We start from the raw sequence: 19,611 nt of genomic DNA, 5'->3' as shown, positions 1-19,611 counted from the left end.
ACTCCTCCTCATCCGCTGCTGCCGCCGCCGCTGCTGCTGCCGTCGCTCGGCACGAGAGGAAGGACGTGATCGTGGCCGGACCATCCGAACACGCAGGCATCGCCGGGAGCGCCCTCGACGGGCTCGCCGCCCGGCTCAAGGGCGAGGTCTTCACCCCCGCGGACGCGGGATACGCACGGGAACTCGCCGGGTTCAACCGCATCGCGCAGCACCGGCCCGACGTGGTCGTCGCCGCCCTGTCGGCCGAGGACGTGTCCGCCGCGGTGTCCTTCGCCGCCCGGGAAGGGCTCCCCGTCGCCGTCCAGGCCACCGGCCACGGCATCGCCGCGCCCGCGTCCGGCGGGGTCCTCGTCGCCACCCGCCGGATGGACGCGGTCGCCGTCGACCCCCTCACCCGTACGGCATACGTGGAGGCTGGGGCCCAGTGGCACCAGGTGATCTCCGCCGCCGCGCCGCACGGGCTCGCTCCGCTCAACGGGTCGTCCCCGCTGGTCGGGGTCGTGGGCTACACCCTGGGCGGCGGACTCGGGCCGCTGGGGCGGCAGTTCGGGTACGCCGCCGACCATGTGACCCGTATCGAGGTCGTCACCGCCGACGGGCGCATCCGGCAGGTCGACCGTGACCGACACCCGGAACTTTTCTGGGCGTTGCGCGGCGGCAAGGGGAACTTCGGCATCGTCACCAAGCTCTGGTTCGGCCTGATGCCGGTGCGCAGGCTCTACGGCGGAGGGCTCCACTTTCCCGGCGCACAGGCCGCGCGGGTCCTGCACACCTGGCGGCGGTGGACCGCGACCATGCCCGAGGAGATGACCTCCTCCGTGTCGCTGCTGCGGCTGCCGGACGTGGCGGAGGTGCCGGAGTTCCTCCGGGGGACGTTCGCCGCGCATGTGCGGATCGCCTTCACCGGACCGGCCGAGGAGGGTGAGCGGCTCGTCCGGCCGCTGCGCGCGTGCGGCACGCCGTCGGCGGACTCGGTCGCCGAGATGCCGTACGCGGCGGTCGCCGACATCCACCAGGACCCCACGCATCCGCTCGCGTACCACGAACGGAACGTCGTGCTGCGGGAGTTGGGGGACGATGCCGCCGAGGTGCTGCTGCGGGTCGCCGGGTCCGGTTCGGCCTGCGGTGATCTGATGGTCGAGGTGCGCCATCTGGGCGGCGCGCTCTCCCGGCCCGCCGAGGAGCCCAACGCGGTCGGCGTCCGCGAGGGCGCGTACACGCTGTCCACGCTCTCGCCGCCCGGCTCGCCGGACGTGGTCCTGGGTCCGATGGGGCCGTGGAGCACGGGCCGCCGCTATCTGAACTTCCTCGCGGGGGCGGACACGGCCGGTGCGGCGGCGGAGTGCTTCGACCCGGAGACCCTGAGCCGGCTGGCGCGGGTGAAGGCCGCCGTCGACCCCGACCACCTCTTCCGACTCGACCACACCATCGCGCCCCGCCCTTGAGCCAGGGCGGGCCCGCACATCCTTGGAGTCCATCGTGACCACGCACGAGGCCGCGTCGAACGCGACCACCGCCAGAGTCTCCGCCCCGAAGTCCCGCTCGGAAGGACTGCGTTACGGGGCCCTGTTCGGCCCGGTCGTCTTCGGTGTCACCGCCGCCGGGGTCGCCCTGCCCGATGTGGCGTCCTCCCTCGACGCCTCGCCCACCGCCACCGCCTGGGTGCTGACCGCGCACGCCCTCGCCCTCGGCGTCGGCACGGCGCTGTTCGGCCGCCTCGCCGACACCCGAGGGGTGCGGGCCGCGCTGCTGCTCGGCTCGCTGGTCCTCGCGGCCGGCGCGCTCGTCTGCCTCGTCGCGCCCGGCCTGGGCGTTCTGGTGGCGGGGCGCTTCGTGCAGGCCGCCGGTTCCGGGGCCATGGCGGCCTGCGCCATGGCCCTCACCGCCTCCGTACCACCGGACCGGCGGGCCAGGGCCTTCGCCGGGTTCGGCGCGACGATGGCGGTCTTCTCGGCCGGCGCCACCCTGGCCGGCGGGGTGCTCACCGAGTGGGTGACCTGGCGGGTCGCCCTGGTCCTGCCCGCGCTCTCCCTGCTCGTCGTGCCGCTGTGCCTGGCCGACGCGCCCACGCGGGCGCCCGGGCGGAACGGCTCCGGCCGGTCCAGGGCCATGGACCTGCCGGGAGCCGCCCTGCTGACGCTCACCGCGATGTCCTTCCTCGTGCTGATCCAGTCCTCCGCGCTCGCGCTGAGCACCCCGCTGGTGACCGCCACCGCCGCCGTACTGCTCCTGTCGGCCGCCGGGCTCACCTGGCGCGTCCGCAGCAGCGACGCCTCCTTCGTGCCGCGCGCGCTCGTCACCGACCGCGTCTTCCTGAAGGCCGCCGCCATCGGCATCGGTGTGTACGGCGGCCTGTTCGCCGCGCTGTACGCCGTGCCGCAGCTCCTCGTGCGCGACCACGGCTGGAGCGTCCTGTCCGTCGGGCTCTGGCTGCTGCCCGGCGCGGTCGCCGGAGCGGTGCTCTCCCGGCTGGCCGGCCGGCTCACCGCGGGCGACCACGGCAACCGGCTCCTGGGCGCGGTCTCCCTCGCCTTCGCGGTGGCCCTCGCCGGGTCGCTGACCGGTTCGGGGGTGCTGGTCCTCATCCTCGGCGCTTCGCTCGGCTTCTCCGCGTTCTCCGTCACCCAGGTCTTCACCACCGCCCTGATGTCGGAACACATCGAACCGGCCCGGCGCGGCGGTGCGATGGGGCTGCTCAACCTCACGTTCTTCGTCGGCGGGGGCGTCGGCAGTGCCACCGCGGGCGCGCTGGCGAAGGCGATGCCGCTCTCCACCGCCCTGGGCGTGGTCGCGCTCTTCCCGCTGGCCGCCGCCCTGGTCGCCTTCGCGCCGGCCCGGCGGGCGGGCTCCCGGCCGCCCCGGAGCCGGTGACTCAGGCGGCGCGGCCGCCGGTGCTCGCCTCGCCCGCGTGGATGATCGAGCTGAGCATGGCGTGGGCGGCCTGGAGCTGTTCGATGGAGCTGCTCATGCGCTCGCGTTCGTGCTTGAGGTCCTGGGCCATCTCCTCGCAGGTCGGCGCCAGGATGGCTCCCTCGTCGGCCATGCAGGGCAGCACTTCCCGGATCAGGTCGGTGTTCAGCCCGGCCGCGAGCAGGATCCGGATCCGGCGTACGGCGGCCACATCGGGTTCGTCGAACTCGCGGTAGCCGCTGGCTCGCCGTTGCGGTCGCAGCAACCCCTGCTGCTCGTAGTACCGCAGGCTCCTGGTGCTGACGCCGGTGCGCTTCGACAGCTCGCCGATGAACATGTGACTCCCCGGCACAGAAGGTTGACTTTGACATCAATGTCAAGGTCTAGCTTAACCGGCATGGCAACCAACCAGAGCGTCCAGCACCGTTCCACCATCGATCCGAAGTCCCTGGCAGGAAAGCGGGCGGTCGTCACCGGCGGCACCATCGGCATGGGCCGGGCCGTCGTCCAGGCGCTGACCGACCGCGGCGCCGAAGTGATCTACACCGGGCGCAGCGACCAGCGGCTCGCCGAGGCCCAGGCGGCGCTCGGCACCCCGCTGGCGCACCCGGTGCGCTCCGACGCCACGGACGCCGCGGCCATCGACGCCCTCCGCGACCAGGTCGCCGACCGACTCGGCGGCATCGACCACCTGTTCGTCAATCAGGGCATCGCCGAGTTCCAGACGCTCGAAGAGGTCACGGAGGAGTCGTGGGACCGCATCTTCGACGTGAACGCCAAAGGGGCCTTCTTCACCGTCCAGCGACTGGCGCCGCTGATGTCCGAGGGCGGTTCGATCGTCTTCACCACCGTCTCCAACGACCAGATCTTCCCCGGCCTCAGCGCCTACTCCGCGGCGAAGGAAGCCGTCGCCGCCTTCGCGAAGGTGCTGGCCGCCGAGCTGCTTCCGCGCGGGATCCGCGTCAACGCGATCGCCCCCGGATTCATCCTCACCCCGACGATGGGCGTCGCCGAACTGACCGAGGAGCAGCGCGCCGAGTTCATCGAACAGGGCAACGCCTCCACGCCGATGGGCCGGGGAGGCACCGTGGAGGAGGTCTCCGCCGCAGCGCTCTACCTGGCCGTCGAGGCCACCTTCACCACCGGCCTGGAGCTGCCCGTGGACGGCGGGTTCGGCCAGGGCCTCGGCGCCTGACCGCCCCGGGCCCGGGCGTGCGGCCTCCGCTCGCCCGGGCCCGCTGACAGACTGTCCCCATGCCTCCGTCCAGCCCCCGCCGCCTCTCCCTCCAGCAGATCGTCGAAGGGCAGCGCCGTGCCGCCTTCGTCGGTCGTGAGGCCGAACTCGGCCTGTTCCGCGCCAACTTCGTACTGCCGCCCGAAGACCCCCGGCACCGGTTCGTCTTCCATGTGCGGGGCAACGCCGGGGTTGGCAAGACCTCGCTCGTACGGGAATGGCGCGAGATGGCGGGGGAGTTCGGGGCGCTGACCGCGTCGGTCGACGAGAGTGCCGACTCCGTGCCCGACGTACTCGCCGCCATCGCCGCCCAGTTCGCCGAGCAGGGGTATCCGCTCAAGGCGCTGGACCGGCTGCTCGCCACGTACCGCCGGGCGCTCCACGACACGGCCGGGCGGCTCGCGGCGGACAACGAGACCCCGGCCGGCGCCCCTTCGCCCGGGGCGCTCGCCGCCGCGCAGGCCGGGCTGATCGCGGCCGGGGCGATACCGGTCGTCGGGGCGCTGGCCGGGGGCATCGACCCGGCGGTCGTGGCGCGGGGCGCGGGCGGGCTGCGGGCGGTGTTCGGCGGGCGGGCCCGGCAGCAGGAGGAGGCCAGACTGCTGGTGGAACCGGTACGGGTCCTCACGCCGGTGTTCGTCGCCGAGATCGACCGGGTCGCGGACGCCGTGCCCTGGGTCGTCCTGTTCCTGGACACCTACGAGCGCACCGCGCCCCAGCTGGACCGGTGGCTGGCGGACCTGCTGACCCCGGGGCGGTACGGCGAACTGCCCGCCAACCTCGTCCTGACCCTGGCCGGTCAGCGCCGCCTGGACCCCGTGCACTGGGGCGACCGGGGCCGGCTGGTCGCCGACGTACCGCTCGGGCCGTTCACCGAGGCCGAGTCGCGCCAACTCCTGCACGGGCGCGGTGTGGTGGCGGAGTCCGTCGTACGGGAGGTGCTGCGGCTCTCCGGCGGGCTGCCCGTCCTGGTGTCGACGCTCGCCGCCAACCCCGGGGCGGCCGGAGAGGCGAACGCCACCGCCGTCGAACGCTTCCTGGCCGGCGAGAGCGACCCGGTCCGCAGGGCGGCCGCGCTCGCCTGCGCGCTGCCGCGCCGGTTCGACGAGGACCTGGTGGCCGTGGCCGTACCGCACGGGTCGCACGCCGTCCCCGGGCTCTACGACTGGCTGCACGAACTGCCCTTCGTCGCCGAGCCGTACAGCGGGCGCTCCCGCTACCACGCCGTCGTCCGGGCCCCGATGCTCCGCCTCCAGCGCACCGGATCGCCGCGGCGCTGGAAGGCGGCGCACGACCGGCTGGCCGAGGCCTTCGCCGCCCGGCGGGACGCGGCCGCCGAGGGCCTCGACCCGGAACGCCTCTGGGCCTCGCAGCCGTGGCGTCGGGCGGCCCTGGACGTGCTCTACCACCGGCTCTGCGCCCGCCCGCGCACCGCGCTGCCCGAGGCCCTGCGCGCCGGGATCGAGCTCTGCGCCCAGCGGCCCTCCCGCGCCCGGCACTGGGCCCAGACCCTCGTCGAGGCGGGCGAGGACGCCGACGACGCCGTACTGCGGGAGTGGGGCCGGGATCTGCTCGCCGCCATAACCGACCACGGGCCCCGCCCCACCGCCGCGCTCGGACTCCTGCTGACCCGGGCCGAGCTGACCGACCGGGACCGGGCGGCCGCCCTCGTGGTGCGGGCCTGGGACCGCTTCCGGGCCGGGGAGCTGGACGCCGCGCTGTCCGACCACGGGCGGGCCGTCGCCGTGGACCCGCGCAGCGAACGCGCCCACCAGGGAAGGGCGGTGATCCTGCGGTCGCTGGGCCGGTACGAGGAGGCCCTCGCCGACCTGGACCGGGCCGAGGAGATCGCGCCCGCCTGGGCCTGGGCGGTGCGCGAGCGGGGTGAGACGTACCGGCGGATGGGGCGGTTGGAGGAGGCCCTGACCGTCCTGGACCGGGCGCACGCCCTGGACCCGTCCGACGCGGTGACGCTCGGCAGCCGGGGCCTGGTCCGCCATGTGCTGGGCCGGCACGAGGAGGCGCTCGACGACTTCGACCGGGCGATCGCGCTGTGGCCGGAGTACACCTGGGCGCTTGTGAGGCGGGCCCGGGTCCGCACCGCGCTCGGCGACCCGGTGGGCGCCCTCGCCGACCTGGACCGGGCCGAGGAGCTGACCCCCGGGCTCGCGGGTACGGAGGGGGAGCGGGGCGAGGTGTACCGGGCGACGGGCCGGCACGAGGAGGCCGTCGCCTGCTACGGCCGGGCGCTGGCCCTGGACCCCGACTACGCCTGGGCGCACGGCAGCAGGGCCCTGGCGCAGGAGGCCCTGGGCCGGATCCCGGAGGCGCGCGCGGACCTGGACCGGGCGCTGGAGCTGGACCCGGGGTACGGGTGGGCGCGGGCGCAGCGGGAGCGGCTGGGGGCCCGCACGGGGCAGTAGGTTCGCGGGTATGCGTGATGTGCGGGTGGTGCTGATCGGCGGGACCTCGAACACCGGGAAGTCGACCGTCGCCGAGGCGGTGGCGGAGCGGCTCGGGTTCGAGCACCGCTCCACGGACGGTCTGGCCCGGCACCCCGGACGGCCCTGGCGGACCCCGGAGCGCGAGGTGCCGCCCCATGTCGCCGAGCACTACGGGACCTTGACCACCGACGAGCTCATCGCCTCCGTCCTCGCCCACTACGAACGGCTCTGGCCGCGTATCGAGGAGCTGATCACCGACCGCGCGGAGGACGGGTCGCCGGGCCTGGTCCTGGAGGGCTCGGCGCTGTGGCCCGAGCGGGTCGCCCGGCTGACGGCGCCCCGTACGGCCGCTGTGTGGCTGACCGCCGACGACATGGTCGTACGCGACCGGGTGCGGGCGGCGGGGCGGTACGCGGAGGCGACGGAGGGGGAGCGGTTTCTCATGGACCGGTTCCTGGCGCGTACCAGCCGCTATCAGGAGCTGATGGTGGACGCGGCCGAGGCGCTCGGCCTGGACCGGATCGACAGCGGCGGCGGCCGTACGGTGGCGGAGCTGGCCGACGCCGTGCTCGCCGCGGCGGCGGCCCAGGTGCGCCCCGCCCCGGCCGCTGATCTCCCCGTGGCCGCCCCACCGCCCAAAAACGACCTGCGGGACGTCCGTCGACATACCCGTACGTACCCCGGTCGCGCCCTCTACCGCCCGTTCCCGTTCGATTACAGTGCTTGCGCGGTCGCCCGCAGCGGCCCGCGCGGGCGAGCACGTGGTGCCGGGAGCGGCGACGGGGAGGGGGCGGGGTGAGTACAGGGACCACGGCGGTCTGGGGCCGGGCCGAGCAGCAGGACTTCCGCAGCCGGGTCCGCGGGGCCCTGCTCGGCGGAGCCGTCGGGGACGCGCTCGGGGCCGGGGTCAGCGGGCTCGTGCTGGAGGAGATCCGCGCCGCCCACGGGGTCGAAGGCGTCACCGATTACGTTCCCGCGCACGGCAGACGCGGCGCCGTCACCGCCCTCACCCAGCTCACCCTGTTCACCGTCGACGGACTCATCCGCGCCCAGGTCCGCCGCGACACCGGAGCCTGGCACCCGCCCACCGACGTGCACCGGGCCCATCTGCGCTGGGCGGCCACCCAGCACGACTGGGGGCCCGACGAACGGCGCGAGGACAACGGCTGGCTGGCCGCCGAGGAGTGGCTCTACGCCCGCCGCGACCCCGCCCGGGAATGCCTCGGCGGCTTCGGCGACACCGTCATGGGCACCCTGGACCGGCCGAAGAACCCCACCGCCCGGGACGCGGGCGCGCTCACCCGGTCCGCGCCGTTCGGGCTCCTGGTCGGCTGGGAGCCGGGGCTTGTGCTCCAACTGGCCGTCGAGTGCGCGGCCCAGTCCCACGGCCACCCCGCCGCCCAGCTGTCCGCCGGGGCCTTCGCCGTACTGGTGCACGCTCTCGCGCGCGGCGAGAGCCTGGACGGGGCCGTGCAGCACACGCTGGCCCTGCTCGCCGAACGACCCGGCCACGAGCCGGTGACCGAGGCGCTGCGGCAGGCGCTGGGCTCGGTGCGGCAGGGCATTCCGGGCCCGGCGCTGATCGAGGCGCTGGGCGCGAGCGACGCCGCCGAGGAGGTGCTCGCCGTCGCCGTGTACTGCGCGCTGGTCAGCGAGGACATCCGGCACGGGCTGCGGCTCGCGGTGAACCACAGCGGCCCCTCCCGCGCCACCGGGTCGGTCTGCGGGGCGCTGCTCGGGGCGCTGCACGGCGAGACCGCGCTGCCGCCGGCCTGGCTCGCGGAGCTGGAGGGGCGCTCCACCCTCCTCGAACTGGCCGACGACTTCGCGATGGAGATGACCCAGGGCCCCGCCCTGCACAGCCCGGCGGCCGTCGCCCCGGGCTGGCTGGCCCGCTACCCGCGCGGCTGAGGTGCGGTCCGTCGGCTATCCGCGCGGCTGAGGTGCGGGGGTCGGGCCTCCGTCCTGGGCGGGGATCGCGGCGGCCGTCGCCGTACCGTCACCGCCGTCGTCCCCGGCGTCGTCGCCGTCGCCTTCGTTGATCTTCGTCAGGATCGCGTCGCGCTCCGGGGTGTCCTCCGGCTTCACGAAGCCGATCAGGATGTAGAGCACGAGCGAGACGGCCAGCGGTACGGACACCTGGTACTGGAGCGGCACGCCGCCCTCGACGGCCCAGTTGACCGGGTAGTTGACCAGCCAGAAGGCGATCAGGCCCGCGGCCCAGCTGACCAGCGCCGCCGTCGGCCCGGACTTCCGGAACGGGCGCAGCAGGCCCAGCATGAACGGGATCGCGATCGGGCCCATCAGTCCGGCGACCCACTTGATCACGACGGTGATGATGTCCTTGAACGTGGGCGAGTTGATCTGCGTGGCGATGGCCATCGACAGGGCCAGGAAGGCCACCGTGGTCCAGCGGGCCGCGATCAGCCCGGCCCGTTCGCTCCAGCCGCGCGCCGCCTTGGAGAGGACCGGCGCGATGTCGCGGGTGAAGACGGCCGCGATGGCGTTGGCGTCCGAGGAGCACATGGCCATCGTGTGGGAGAAGAAGCCGACGATGACCAGGCCCAACAGCCCGTGCGGCAGCAGCTGTTCGGTCATCAGGGCGTAGCTGTCGGAGGCGTCCGGCTTCTGCGCTTCGACCAGCAGCGGGGCGCACCACATCGGGAAGAACAGCACGACCGGCCAGACGAGCCAGAGCAGTGCCGAGAGCCGCGCGGAACGGGTCGCGGAGGCGGCCGAGTCGGTCGCCATGTACCGCTGGGCCTGGTTCCACATGCCGCCGTTGTACTCGAAGGTCTTGATGAACAGGAACGCCATCAGGAACGTCACCGTGTACGGGCCCGCGGTCGGGTCCGCGTGCCCGTCGGGAAGCTTGTCCCAGACCGTCCACAGGGTGGAGAAGCCGTCGAGCTTGCTCATCACCGCGAGCAGCATCGCGAGACCGGCGAACAACTGGATGATGAACTGGCCCAGTTCGGTGAGGGCGTCCGCCCACAGCCCGCCGACCGTGCAGTAGATCCCGGTGACCACGCCGGTGATCAGGATGCCCTGGGTGATGGAGAGGCCGGTGAACACCGACAACAGGGTGGCGATGGCCGCCCACTTGGCGCCGACGTCCACGATCTTCAGCAGCAGTCCGGACCAGGCGAGCGCCTGCTGGGTCCGGATGTTGTAGCGGTTCTTGAGGTACTCCAGCGGCGAGGCGACATGGAGCCGCGAGCGCAGCCGGTTCAGCCGGGGCGCGAAGAGCTTCGCGCCGATGAAGATGCCGATGGCGATCGGCAGCGACCAGGTCACGAAGGACGTGACCCCGTACTGGTACGCGATGCCGGCGTAACCGGTGAACATCACCGCGCTGTAGCCGGACATGTGGTGCGAGATGCCCGACAGCCACCACGGCATCTTGCCGCCGGCCGTGAAGAAGTCGCTGACGTTGTCCACGCGCTTGTGCGACCAGAGTCCGATCGCGACCATCACGCCGAAGTAGCCGATGAGCACAGCCCAGTCGAGACTGTTCATGTCCCCCTCCAGGGGTCCGCCTTGTGAACGGGAACGCACTTCGTCGGTACGGCCGTTCAGCGGCGTCCCCTTGCGGGAGCGGGGACCTTGGGGATTGAACCCCTTGTGAGGGGCGTCGGTCAAGGCTGTCGGCGGTCATGAATGTGAACGTCAATCAGCAAGGCGAACGATTTTACTCGTTCTTGACCTTGTGGGGCGTTGTCGCGAACGTGACGGCGGCCACACGATGGGCGGGCACTTCGTCAGGCTGTGCAGAGAAGTTCGGAGACGTCAGGGAGCGCGCGGCGACGCGCGAAGGCCGCACGGGATGCGGGTCCCGTGCGGCCGAGAAGCCGAGGAGGAGGGTGCCTCGTCGTACGCGTACGTCAGCGCATCAGCTCGCCCGCGTTGACCAGCAGTGACTGGCCGGTGATCGCCCGGGCCCGGTCGGAGGCCAGGAACGCGACGGCCTCCGCCACATCCCCGTCCGTGGCCAGCTCCGGCAGCGCCATCCGCTCGGTGAGCCGGGCCAGCACCTCGGACTCCGGTACGCCTTCGGAGTGCGCGGCGAACTGGACGTACGCCTGCACCGGCGGCCCCCACATCCAGCCCGGCAGCACCGTGTTGACCCGGATCCGGTCCGGCCCCAGCTCTCGTGCCAGCGAGTACATCGCCGAGGTGAGCGCCCCCTTGGACGCCGCGTACGCCGCCTGCCACACCTGGGAGGGCGCGGCCACCGCGGACTGCGTGCCGATCACCACCACCGAGCCGCCCCGCTCCTTGAGCGCGGGCAGGCAGGCCCGGGTCATCCGCAGCGTACCGAGCAGGTTCACGTCGATGACCGACTGCCAGGTGGCGAAGTCCGCGTCCTGGAGCCCGCCGAAGTAGCTGTCCCAGGCGGCCACATGGACCACCGCGTCGATTCCGCCGAACCGCTCCACCGCCAGCGCGGCCAGCGCCTCGCACTGCGCCTCGTCCGTGATGTCGGTCGACAGGTGGGCCGTGTGCCGGCCCTCCGGGTCGATCTCCGCCGCCGACTTGGCCAGGTTCGCCGCCGTACGCGCCCCGAGCACCGCGCGCCCGCCGTCCCGCACCACGGTCTCCGCGACCCGGTGCCCGAGCCCCGGCCCGACGCCCGACACGATGACGGTCTTCCCCGCGAGCAACATCGGTGCCTCCCGGCCCTGGAAGTTCATCTGACGGACCGTCAGAGTAGGGGGACGCGCGAGCCGATGGAAGAGGAAGGGAGACACGGTGGGCGATGACGGGACACGGAGCGAGAGGTACGGCGAGCGGAGCAGCGGGAGGGGCGCCGAGAGGTATGCGGAGCTGGCGGCGACCGGGCCGTACGGGGTCCGGCCGGGGCACGCCCTGATCACCATGGTCGAACCGCACCCGGGCCATGAGTACGCGTACAACCGCTGGTACGAGGACGACCACTACTACGCGGGTGCGACGGCGATGCCGTGGATGTTCGCCGGCCGGCGCTGGGTGGCCACCAAGGACCTCCAGGAGCTGCGGTACCCGGAGAAGTCGGCGGTGGCCCGGCCGGTCGGCGCGGGCTGCTACCTGTCGACGTACTGGGTGACCGAGGGGCGCTACGACGACCACATGAAGTGGACCGTCGCCATCAACAAGCGGCTGAACCGGGACGGCCGGGTCTACCAGGACCGGACCCACGTCTTCACGGCCTTCCAGGACCACGAGGCGACCGTCTACCGCGACGGAGCCGCCGGCCCCCGGGACTTCCACGCGCTCGACCACCCGTACGCGGGCCTCGTCCTCCAGGTCGTCGACGCCGAGGGGCCCGAACAGCGGGCGGAACTGCTGGAATGGCTGCGTTCGCGCCATCTCCCGAAGCGGCTGAAGGGGTCGCCCGCGGCCATGGTCACGGTGTTCCGGCCGACGCCTCTGCCCGGCGACCGGATGACGTACGTGAAGCAGGTAGAGGGGGTCGACAGCCGGCTGACGCTGCTGTGGTTCCTCCAGGAGAACCCGCGGACCTGCTGGGAGGGGCACTTCACCGGTCTGGACGCGGCGGTCGCGGAGACCGGGCTCGGGCGGGTCGAGCTGGTCGCCCCGTTCGTGCCGACCGTGCCGGGGACGGACCTGTACGTCGACCGGCTGCGCTGACGCCTCAGCGCGGCGTCGGATCGTGCCGAGCCCCCTCGGCCAGGACGGCGAACCGGTCGAGAGGGCTCCATCAGGTGGTGCTGTGGTGCTGTGGTGCAGTGCTGCGGTGATGCAGTGGTTCTGTGCTGCTCTGCTGTTGCGCTGCTGTGCTGCGTGATCAGGCGTCGACCGTGCCGGTGGCGACATCGCGCACGAACGCGTTCCACGCGCCGGGGACGAAGGTCAGCGAGGGGCCCTCGGGGGCCTTCGAGTCACGTACGGCGATGGACAGCGCGACCGGGGACTTGACCTCGACGCACGCGCCGTTGCCCCCGGAGTACGACGACTTCGTCCACTTGTCCGTAGCACCCTGAAGAATTGCCATGTTCACTCCGGTTCAGAGAGTTGGGTGAGTCGCACCAACCTGATTCCGATTGGCGTGATCGACGCTACTCGCCAAGCCCCGTCCATGAGATGGCCGTTCACTCGACCGGATGGTCTTTCCCTGGTACGCCTTCCATGGAGAGTGGGCGGCGGTGTACCATCCCGCCGCCCAATCACTCGCAACCGCTCCCGGATTGGCTCGTATACGACTGCGACGTGTCAGCTCGTGTACGACTTGGCGATCTTGCTGATGAACTCCCGGGTCTGCTCCACGTTCAGCGCCTGCGCCCGCAGATGCTCGTACATCACGCTGTAGCGCTGCACGTCGTTCGCCTTCTCCAGGTAGAGATCACTCGTGACGCCCTCGATGTAGACGACGCTGGAGTCCGCGGCGTCCGGGAACTCCAGGATCGCGTACTGGCCGTTGATGCCCGGGTGCGCGCCCATCTCGAACGGCAGCACCTGCACGGTGACGTGCGGCAGATGCGACTGCTCGACGAGGTGTTCCAGCTGGTCGATCATCACCTGCTTGTCACCGACCACCCGGCGCAGCGCCGACTCGTCGATCACGGCCCACAGCCGCAGCGGATTCTCCGGGGCGTTGACCCGGTCCTGCCGGCGCGACCGTACGTTCACGCGCTTCTCGATGTCCGACGGCGGCGCCTCGGGAAGCGCGCCGCTGATCAGGGCCGCGGCGTACGCCCGGGTCTGGAGCAGGCCCGGGATCATCTGGGGCTCGTACACCCGCAGCGACTCCGCGTCGGTCTCCAGGCCGATGTAGACGCTGTACGGGATGTCGCCGAAGGCGTGCCACCAGCCCTGCTGGCGGGAGTCCTTCGCCATCTGCATGAGCGAGTCGACGATGCGGTGGTCCTCGACCTCGTACACCCCGCAGAGATCGCGCACATCGCGCTGGCTGATGGAGCGGCGGCCGTTCTCCAGGCGGCTGATCTTCGACTGCGAGACCAGCAGCCGCTCCGCCACTTCCTCGGCCGTCATGCCTTTGAGTTCGCGCAGGCGGCGCAATTCCTGGCCCAACCTGCGTCGCCTGACAGTGGGATTGACGTTGGACGGCACGGAAACGGCACCTCCGGCTATGTAGCTGTGCGTATCTACTGCTCAGCAGATTGCCACCCCTTGCCCCGGCCGCGCTGGGAAACGGCCACACGCAGGCCGCAGGGGGCGTGCGCACCGGTGCGCGGGAGGGCGCGCAAGCGCACGGGGCAGCCGGTGATGGTGACTACCGGCTGCCCCGTGCGTGGTGCGGCTCCCGGACCGGGTCCTGTGATGACCGACGACGGTACGGCGGTGTGTTGTTCTGTGCTGTTCCCAGGTCCGTGCGGTCAGCTCGCGGCGGTGTGCGCCATGCTGCCTCGACGGGCCTGTGCTTGCGGCTGCAACGGAACGCCCGCTGCCTGCTGCGTACGGCGTGGCTGGACTGCCACTCCGTTCTGGACGTCCATCACGGCGTGCGCCACGAGACCGCCCATCGGGTCGTGCCTGATCAGATCCCGGAGCCGGGAGCGCGATGAGCGCCCCTCGTTCCCGGGGTAAAGATGCTTGCCGAGTCCGACCGCGTGGGCCAGTGCGGCGAGCGCCGCGGTCCGCGGGTCCGGCGGTACGCCGGTGCGGATCGCGCTGTCCAGCCGGTTCCTGATGTCCCGGCTGATCGCTGTCTCCGTCGCCTGGTAGCGAGTCGTCGGCAGCACTCCGCACATCTGGCCCGCCACGGCATGAACCATGCCGCACCGCTCCAGATGAGCGAGATAGATCTGGCGCAGCCCCAGGCGGGGCCCGCCGATCCAGTGGACCGCCCGGACCGGACTGCCACGACGGCGCAGCAGTTCCAGTGCGGAGTCCAGAGTCGGATCTCCTGTCGGCCGTGGCATCACCACGGCGATACGATCCCCGTCAGGGGCTATCCGTCCTGCCAGAGCCAGCTCCACTAGCTGTGCCCCGGCCAGGCCGAGGTCGAGCGACTGCGGCTGCGCTGTGGTACCCGTGGTCGGGTCCAGAGCGAGCAACAGAAGCTCCTCCGGGATTGTTCTGCGGCTCCTGCCCATCCATGCCTCCCCGCGTGGATGTCTGACAGGGTGACCCCTCTCACATTCATCTGTCGAGAGCGCCTGACTGCTTTGTACGGGAACCAGTAGCTATGTCGTTCTCGTCTAGCAGCTCGGCCAGGGGTTCACACAGGACACTGGTAGATGGTTCGGACAGCGCGGGGTGGCCCCGCAGCGCATGAGGAGGCATCGGTGGCGGGCGAGTCCCCCGACAAAACGGAGCAGCGGAAGTCGTCGGGGACGGCTGCGGAGGAACGCGACCCGCGCTTCGCCGTGTTCCGTGACCCCGACGCCGACACGAACGCGGACGCAGCGGACAAGGGTGCGGATTCGGGCACGGGTGCGGACTCGGGCCTGGGCGCGGGTGCTGACACGCGGCCCACGTCCGACACGGCGACCGCGGTGTTCCGTCCCCGGCTTCCGGAGGACGCCGCCCGGCGCGAGCCCGAGGCGGAAGCTCCCTCTGCGGTGCGTGGGCCGGAAGCCGAGCCGGAAGCCGGGTCGGAGAGCTCTTCCGGGGCGGAGGAGACCGAGTCCGAGCCGGAGAGCGCGGCTGTGGCGGCCTCCACGGCCCCTGAGGGGGCCACCACGCCTCCGGAGGGCGCGGGAGCCGCTGAGGGCCGTACGAGCCCGGACACGGACGCGGAGACGCCTGACGCGCAGGTGCCCGACGCGGAGACGCCTGACGCGGAGACGCCTGACGCGGAGACGCCTGCGGAGGAGTCGGCTAAGGGTTCGGCGGACGGGTCGGCGGATGAGCCGGCGGACGAAGCCGAGGCCGAGGCCGGGGACGGCCGACTGCGGGCCGCGGTGGCCGCCTGGGTCGATGCCGCGGCAGAGGACAAGCCGGCGGCGGACACCGAGAGCGACGCGGACTCCGATGCGGAGCCCGAGGTCGACAGCAAGGACGCGTCCTCGGCGACGGCGGAGGCGAAGCCCAAGGCTGAGTCCAAGGCCGAGCCCGAGGCCGAGCCCGAGCCCGAGGCCGACGAGAAGCCGGAATCGGAGTCGAAGGGCGAGCCGGACGACAAGGCGAAGCCCGGACCGGATGCCGACACCGCCGACACCGACACCGCCCCCGAGCCGGCCGCCGATGATGCCGACGACGCCTCCGACCTGCGAGGAATCGATCAGCCCACCGCCATCTTCAAGGCGGTCAAGCCGGCCGAGCACGTCGACCAGGCGACGACCGCGCTGAAGCTCCCGCCCCGCGAGAGCGAGCCCGAGGACAAGAACAAGAGCAGGTCCGACGAGGCCGGGAGCAAGCCCGAGAGCGACGTCGAGCGCACGAGCACGTTCGTGCCGCTGCGCTCCGACGACGTACGGTCCGCCCCCGCGCCCCGTAAGCCCGAGCCCGAGGCGGAACCCGACGCCGGGTCCGACGCCGGGTCCGAGACGTCCGCGCGCACCCCGGAGACCGTCTCTCCGGCCGCTCCGGCGCCCGCCGCCCCCTCCTGGGCGGCGGCCGAGCGGACCCGGCAGCAGCCGCTGCCGCCGAGGCCGCCGCTCGACCTGCTCGCCGAGCTGACGAACACCCCGCCGCCCCCGGAAACCCCGGTCCGGACCGCCGTGCGACGGGTCAAGATCTGGACGCCGCTGGTGCTCCTCCTGCTGATCGTCTTTGCGATCGTGCAGGTGATGCGCCCGCTGCCGGAGCCCTCGCTGGAGCTCACGGCGAAGCCGACCTACACCTTCGAGGGCGGCGCGACGAAGCTGTCCTGGCCGGGCCAGGGGCAGTCGGCCGTGATGGTGGACGGCGTCGGTTCGCTCGGCTCCGAGGGCGCGCAGAAGCCGGCCCCGATCGCCAGTGTCGCGAAGGTCATGACCGCCTACGTGATCCTTGAGGGCCACCCCCTCAAGGGTGACGAGGAGGGCGAGACGATCACCGTCGACCAGAAGGCGGAGGACGAGTCCAAGCGTCCCGACGAGTCGACGGCCCCGCTGTCCAAGGGGCAGAAGCTCACCCAGCGGCAGATGCTCCAGCTGCTGATGATCCCCTCGGGGAACAACGCGGCGCGGCTGCTCGCCCGCTGGGACGCGGGTTCCGAGGAGGCGTTCATCGAGAAGATGAACGAGGCGGCCAAGGACCTCGGCATGACCGGGTCGACGTACACGGACCCGAGCGGCCTGGAGAAGACCACCGTCTCCACCGCCACCGACCAGCTGAAGCTGGCGCAGGCGGTCATGCGCAACGAGGTCTTCCGGAAGATCGTGGACATGCCCGAGGTCGAGATCGAGGGCATCGACGGCAAGATCTACAACAACAACAACCTTCTGCTGCAGCCGGGCGTGAGCGGCATCAAGACCGGCTCCTCGACCCCGGCGGGCGGCAACCTGCTCTGGTCCGCGAACACCAAGGTCGACGGCAAGGTGCTGTGGATCTACGGAGCGGTCATGGGCCAGCAGGCGGGTACCGGCCGGGTTTACGACAGCCTGGAGCTGTCGCTCCAGAACAGCCTGAAGCTGATCAAGGACGCGCAGGAGGCCGCCACCTCGGCGACGGTGGTGAAGAAGGGCGATGTCGTCGGGTACGTGGACAACGGATTCGGCGGGCGGACCCCGGTGGTCGCCACCAAGAACCTCAAGGCGGTCGGCTGGTCCGGCCTGGAGGTCGAGCTCAAGGTCACGGACAACGGCAAGGGCATCGACCGTGCCGCGAAGGCCGGGAGCGAGGTCGGCATGGTGACCGTGGGCACCGGCACCGGAAAGGTCACGGCGCCGGTGGTGCTGCAGGCCGACCTGGCCGAGCCGGCCTTCGGCGACAAGCTGACCAGGATCGGCTGAGACACCAGGTGGGAGGGGTGGGCGGCGTCGCCCGCCCCTCCCCGTTTTATGACAGAGAAACGTGTCGGAGGTACGTGTTAGCGTCCCCGGACAACTCAAGGACGCCGGGACGCGTCCATGAGGAGGTACGGGGCCGGCGGAGACGGGGAGAGCCGTAGTGACCACCGCGGAGCCGAAACCCGGCCGCGAGGCGGACGGGACCACGGGTGCCGAGGACGACGCCCTGCACGTCCGCGTGCCGTCCCCCCGCGTCCCGGACGCCCCGGACAGCCCCGACGCCCCGGCCGAATCCTCCACCGGACCAGCCACCACGGAGTCCGCAGAGCCCTCCACCGGACCAGCCACCGCGGAATCATCCGAGCCCTCCACCGGCCCGGATTCCACCGGCCCGGATTCCACCGGACCCGCCTCCGCCGAGCCGCCGCCCAAGGCGACCGCCCGTCGGCTGCTGCGCCACCCGGTCACCATCGCGACGGCCGCCGCCGCCGTCCTCCATCTCCTCTGGTTCTTCTTCTTCGCCAACACCGGCGGGGACATCGCCGCGCAGGACGCCTGGGCCGAGTTCGTGGGCCGGCACCCCGGCACCGCGTACAACCTGGCCTGGTACGGGGGCATGCACCCCGTCTCGTACAGCGTGGTCTCGCCCTACCTGATGTCGCTGCTCGGCGTCCGTACGACGATGATGATCGTCGGTACGATCTCCTCCGCGCTGACCGCGCTGATCCTGGTCCGGGTACCGGCCGTCCGCAATCCGCTGGCCTGCTCGCTCGCCGGGGTCTTCGCGTTCCTGTGCAACGCGCTGTCGGGCCGGGTGACGTTCGGGCTCGGCATGATGTTCGCCGTCGGCGCGGTGGCCGCGGTCTTCTGCTGGCCCTACCGGTGGCGCTACAAGCGGTGGGCCAAGGCCGCCGTCGCCGCCCCGCTCGCCGCGCTCGCGACCGCGTCCAGCCCGGTCGCCGGACTCTTCCTGGGCGTCGTCGCGGCGGCGCTGTTCCTGCACAAACGCCGCCCCGGCGCGTACGCCATCGGGCTCGCCCCGGTAGCGGTGGTCGGTCTGTCCTCCTGGCTCTTCCCCTTCTCGGGTACGCAGCCGATGTCGCTCGGGACGCTGTCGCTGCCGTTCATCTTCGCGGTGCTGGTCTTCGTCCTCGTACCGCGCGACTGGAGCACGGTCCGCACCGCCGCGGCCGTCTACGGGCTCGGCACGCTGCTCACGTACGTCATCGACTCGCAGATCGGGTCGAACATCACGCGGATGGCGATGCTGTTCGCCGGGGTGGCGCTGCTGGCCGCCCTGCCGTACACCGCACCGCGCAGCCGCCGCTGGTACGCGCTGGTCCTGGCCTTCGTGGGCCTCAACTTCTGGATCGGCTTCAAGGGCGTCGACGACATCGTCCGGACCGCGCCCGCCGCGTCCTGGAACCGCGAACTGGCCCCGCTGGTCAACCAGCTCCAGCAGGTGGAGGCGGAGCGCGGCCGGGTCGAGGTGGTGCCCGCGAGCAGTCACCGCGAGTCATCGGCGCTCGCCCCGTACGTGAACCTGGCGCGCGGCTGGAACCGCCAGGCGGACATGAAGCGCAACCCGCTCTTCTACGACGACACGCTGGACCCGGTGAACTACCGGGAGTGGCTGGACCGCTGGGCCGTGCACTACGTGGTGCTGCCCAAGGACCGGCCGGACAACGGGGCGGTCCAGGAGGCGGAGCTGGTCGAGCAGGGGCAGCCGTACCTGCGCCAGATCTGGGGCGACGCGAACTGGAAGCTCTTCCGGGTTCTGGACCCGGTGCCGCTGGCCGACCCGCCCGCGACGGTGGAGCGGGCGGGCGCGGACGAGCTGACGATCACCGTGAAATCGGCGGGCCGGGTGCTGATCCGGATCCCGTACACGCGGTGGCTCGCGCTCGTCGACGAGGACGGCAAGAGCGTGGAGCGCCCGCAGGAGACCGAGGAGTCGAAGGAGCGGTCGCAGGTGGACGACACCGCCCCGAAGACCTACCTCAACACCCACGGCTGCCTGAACAAGGTCGAGGAGGGCCCGTACGGCGACGAGTGGACCGAACTGCTCGCGCCGCGACCGGGTGTGTACCGGCTGGCGGCCCCGTACCAGCTCCAGCCGGGCACGCCCTGCCCGGAAGAGCTGAGCTGACGGGCCCTCGTCCGTTCCGTTTGTGCCCGTCCCGTG

Annotated in this window: 15 protein-coding genes; 9 read left to right on the top strand and 6 right to left on the bottom strand. The window is 72.1% G+C overall.

The genetic code is table 11. The features are described from left to right. Nucleotides 1-71: 71 nt before the first annotated feature. Both G3I54_RS36635 and G3I54_RS36630 read left to right on the top strand, forming a co-directional pair. Complete coding sequence (locus tag G3I54_RS36635) at nt 72-1,445, top strand: FAD-binding protein (RefSeq protein WP_343240510.1); 1,374 nt, start codon at nt 72-74, stop codon at nt 1,443-1,445. Between the two features lie 34 nt (nt 1,446-1,479). Then, entirely contained in the window at nt 1,480-2,871 is a 1,392-nt protein-coding gene (locus G3I54_RS36630) for an MFS transporter (protein ID WP_164621287.1), read from the top strand. Between the two features lies 1 nt (nt 2,872). Here G3I54_RS36630 and G3I54_RS36625 read toward each other — a convergent pair whose 3' ends face one another. Further along, nucleotides 2,873-3,247, bottom strand: coding sequence for a MerR family transcriptional regulator (locus G3I54_RS36625; RefSeq protein WP_164621285.1), 375 nt, complete (start codon nt 3,245-3,247; stop codon nt 2,873-2,875). 60 nt (nt 3,248-3,307) lie between these two features. Here G3I54_RS36625 and G3I54_RS36620 point away from each other — a divergent pair, with 60 nt between their 5' ends. Genes G3I54_RS36620 through G3I54_RS36605 form a run of 4 tightly spaced genes read left to right on the top strand, consistent with a single transcriptional unit; the run spans nt 3,308 to nt 8,499 of the window. Then, nucleotides 3,308-4,105 carry an SDR family oxidoreductase gene (locus tag G3I54_RS36620; protein ID WP_164621283.1) on the top strand — a complete coding sequence of 266 codons (798 nt, stop codon included), beginning with the start codon at nt 3,308-3,310 and terminating at the stop codon, nt 4,103-4,105. Between the two features lie 59 nt (nt 4,106-4,164). Further along, nucleotides 4,165-6,567, top strand: a complete 2,403-nt coding sequence (locus tag G3I54_RS36615; RefSeq protein ID WP_164621280.1) for a tetratricopeptide repeat protein — start codon at nt 4,165-4,167, stop codon at nt 6,565-6,567. Between the two features lie 10 nt (nt 6,568-6,577). Further along, nucleotides 6,578-7,387: an AAA family ATPase gene (locus tag G3I54_RS36610; protein ID WP_239144741.1), complete on the top strand. Its 810-nt coding sequence runs from the start codon at nt 6,578-6,580 to the stop codon at nt 7,385-7,387. Continuing rightward, the gene (locus tag G3I54_RS36605) at nt 7,384-8,499 is read left to right on the top strand and encodes an ADP-ribosylglycohydrolase family protein (protein WP_164621278.1); all 1,116 of its coding nucleotides are present in this window, start codon (nt 7,384-7,386) and stop codon (nt 8,497-8,499) included. Before G3I54_RS36610 ends, G3I54_RS36605 begins: the two co-directional genes overlap by 4 nt. A gap of 15 nt (nt 8,500-8,514) precedes the next feature. On the opposite strand, the gene G3I54_RS36600 is transcribed toward G3I54_RS36605, so the two are convergent. Together G3I54_RS36600 and G3I54_RS36595 are read right to left on the bottom strand one after the other, a co-directional pair. After that, nucleotides 8,515-10,107, bottom strand: coding sequence for a sodium:solute symporter family protein (locus G3I54_RS36600; protein WP_164621276.1), 1,593 nt, complete (start codon nt 10,105-10,107; stop codon nt 8,515-8,517). 365 nt (nt 10,108-10,472) lie between these two features. Then, on the bottom strand, nt 10,473-11,255 hold the full coding sequence (locus G3I54_RS36595) for an SDR family oxidoreductase (protein ID WP_164621433.1): 783 nt from the start codon (nt 11,253-11,255) through the stop codon (nt 10,473-10,475). Nucleotides 11,256-11,415: 160 nt separating this feature from the next. On the opposite strand from G3I54_RS36595, the gene G3I54_RS36590 reads away from it, so the two are divergent. Next, entirely contained in the window at nt 11,416-12,219 is an 804-nt protein-coding gene (locus G3I54_RS36590) for a hypothetical protein (RefSeq protein ID WP_164621431.1), read from the top strand. A 157-nt stretch (nt 12,220-12,376) separates the two neighbouring features. Here the strand turns inward: G3I54_RS36590 and G3I54_RS36585 are convergent, their stop codons facing one another. The 3 genes from G3I54_RS36585 to G3I54_RS36575 form a co-directional block, all read right to left on the bottom strand. Next, entirely contained in the window at nt 12,377-12,583 is a 207-nt protein-coding gene (locus G3I54_RS36585; protein WP_030576821.1) for a DUF397 domain-containing protein, read from the bottom strand. Between the two features lie 218 nt (nt 12,584-12,801). After that, nucleotides 12,802-13,659 carry a helix-turn-helix transcriptional regulator gene (locus tag G3I54_RS36580; RefSeq protein WP_164621274.1) on the bottom strand — a complete coding sequence of 286 codons (858 nt, stop codon included), beginning with the start codon at nt 13,657-13,659 and terminating at the stop codon, nt 12,802-12,804. A 266-nt stretch (nt 13,660-13,925) separates the two neighbouring features. Further along, nucleotides 13,926-14,645 (bottom strand): GPP34 family phosphoprotein, encoded by a 720-nt coding sequence (locus G3I54_RS36575; RefSeq protein ID WP_003968450.1) that lies wholly within the window; start codon nt 14,643-14,645, stop codon nt 13,926-13,928. A gap of 192 nt (nt 14,646-14,837) precedes the next feature. Between G3I54_RS36575 and G3I54_RS36570 the strand changes: the two genes are divergently transcribed. Further along, on the top strand, nt 14,838-17,429 hold the full coding sequence (locus G3I54_RS36570; RefSeq protein WP_164621272.1) for a serine hydrolase: 2,592 nt from the start codon (nt 14,838-14,840) through the stop codon (nt 17,427-17,429). A gap of 157 nt (nt 17,430-17,586) precedes the next feature. After that, complete coding sequence (locus G3I54_RS36565) at nt 17,587-19,575, top strand: MFS transporter (RefSeq protein ID WP_164621270.1); 1,989 nt, start codon at nt 17,587-17,589, stop codon at nt 19,573-19,575. The last annotated feature ends 36 nt before the right edge of the window (nt 19,576-19,611 follow it).

Source organism: Streptomyces sp. SID14515, assembly GCF_010548505.1.
GTDB lineage: Bacteria > Actinomycetota > Actinomycetes > Streptomycetales > Streptomycetaceae > Streptomyces > Streptomyces caviscabies.
This window is presented reverse-complemented; position numbering and strand designations above follow the sequence as displayed.